Genomic DNA, 2,031 nt, shown 5'->3' with positions numbered 1-2,031 from the left:
GAGGTGAAGAAGCCACGGCTGTCGTTGACGACGATCGGGGTCTTCTTGATCGCGAGCGTGTAGTCGATGACCTTGGCCAGCACCGCATCCGAGGTCTTCGCGCCCTTGATGATCTCCACCAGCGGCATCTTGTCGACGGGCGAGAAGAAGTGGATCCCGATGAAGTCCTCGGAGCGCTTGACGCCCTCGGCGAGGATGGTGATCGGCAGCGTCGAGGTGTTCGACCCGAGCACGGCGTCGGGGGAGACGATGTCCTCGATCTCCTGGAACACCTTGTGCTTGACGTCGACCGACTCGAAGGCGGCCTCGATCACCAGGTCGACACCGGAGAAGTCCGCCGCGTCGACGGTCGGGTGGATGCGAGCGAGCAGGGCGTCGGACTTCTCCTTCGTGGTCTTGCCACGCGAGAGTGCCTTCTCCTCGAGCTTCTCCGAGTAGGCCTTGCCGCGCTTGGCCGCGTCGAGGTCGATGTCCTTGATCACGACGTCGATACCGGCCTTGGCCGAGACATACGCGATGGCCGCACCCATCATGCCTGCGCCGATGACGCCGACCTTGGTGGCGGTCCACTTGTCGTAGCCGTCGGGACGCGAGCCGCCGCCGTTGATGTGGTTGAGGTCGAAGAAGAACGCCTTGATCATGTTCTGCGCGACCTGACCGGTCACCAGCGACACGAAGTAGCGGGTCTCGATCTCGGTGGCGGTGTCGATGTCCACCAGCGCACCTTCGACCGCGGCCGAGAGGATTGCTCGCGGTGCGGGCATCGGGGCGCCCTTGAGCTGACGACGCAGGATGGCCGGCATCGCGGGCAGGAACTGCGCGACCGACGGGCTCGTGGGCGAGCCACCGGGGATCTTGAAGCCCTTGACATCCCACGGCTGCACGGCCTCGGGGTTGGCCTTGAGCCACGCCTTCGCGGCGGGCAGGAGTTCCTCGACGCTGCCGACGACCTCGTGGATCAGGCCGATCTCCTTGGCCTTCTCCGGACGCAGCCGGGGTCCCTGCAGCAGTACGCCCATCAGCGCGTTCTGGATGCCGAGCAGTCGCACGGTGCGCGCGACACCGCCGCCGCCGGGCAGCAGGCCGAGGGTGACCTCGGGCAGGCCGAGGGAGGCGCCCTTGACATCGGCCGCGATGCGGTGCTGGGTCGCGAGGGTGAGCTCGAGGCCACCACCGAGTGCGGCACCGTTGATGGCCGACACGACCGGCTTGCCGAAGGTCTCCAGACGACGGAGGTTCTTCTTCATGTCGTTGGTGCGCTTGGTGATCTCGGTGGCGATCTCGACCTTGTCGCGGTCGCCGCGGTCACTGGTCATGTCCTTGAGGTCGCCGCCGGCGAAGAAGGTCTTCTTCGCCGAGGTGAGCACGACACCGGTGATGTCGTCCTTCTCGGCCTCGAGACGGTCGACCGTCGCCGCGATCGACGTCATGAACAGGTCGTTCATGGTGTTGGCGCCCTGGTTCGGGTCGTCCATGGTCAGGACGACGACCCCGTCGGCGTCTTTGTCCCAGGCAATCATGTTGTCGCTCATGTGTTTCTAATGTCCCTTTGAGAGGTGAGTGGTGAGGTGGGCGAGGCGATCAGACGCGCTCGATGATGGTCGCGACGCCCATGCCGCCACCGATGCACAGGGTGACCAGGCCGTAGCGGCCACCGCTGCGCTCGAGCTCGTCGACCACGGTGCCGAGGATCATCGCGCCGGTCGCACCCAGCGGGTGGCCCATCGCGATGGCGCCGCCGTTGACGTTGGTCTTCTCGTGCGGGATCTTCAGGTCCTTCATCCACTTCATGACGACCGACGCGAACGCCTCGTTGAGCTCGAACACGTCGATGTCGTCGACGGTGAGTCCGGCCTTCTTGAGCACCAGCTCGGTGGCAGGCGTCGGGCCGGTGAGCATGATCGTGGGATCGCTGCCGGTCTGCGCGGTGGCGACGATGCGTGCACGCGGGGTGAGGCCGGCGCGCTTGCCCGCCTCGGCCGATCCGACGAGCACCAGCGCGGCGCCGTCGACGATGCCGGAGCTGTTGCC

General features: G+C 66.2%; 1 protein-coding gene and 1 pseudogene. Both read right to left on the bottom strand.

Translation table 11 applies throughout. The features are described 5' to 3' along the window. The coding region (locus JHC79_RS22770) for a 3-hydroxyacyl-CoA dehydrogenase NAD-binding domain-containing protein (protein ID WP_296395195.1) at positions 1 to 1,532 on the bottom strand (1,532 nt) is incomplete at its 3' end. Between the two features lie 49 nt (positions 1,533 to 1,581). After that, positions 1,582 to 2,031 (bottom strand): annotated as a pseudogene (locus JHC79_RS22765) (acetyl-CoA C-acyltransferase); the annotation flags it as partial.

This window comes from Williamsia sp. (assembly GCF_016462415.1).
GTDB lineage: Bacteria > Actinomycetota > Actinomycetes > Mycobacteriales > Mycobacteriaceae > Williamsia_A.
This window is presented reverse-complemented; position numbering and strand designations above follow the sequence as displayed.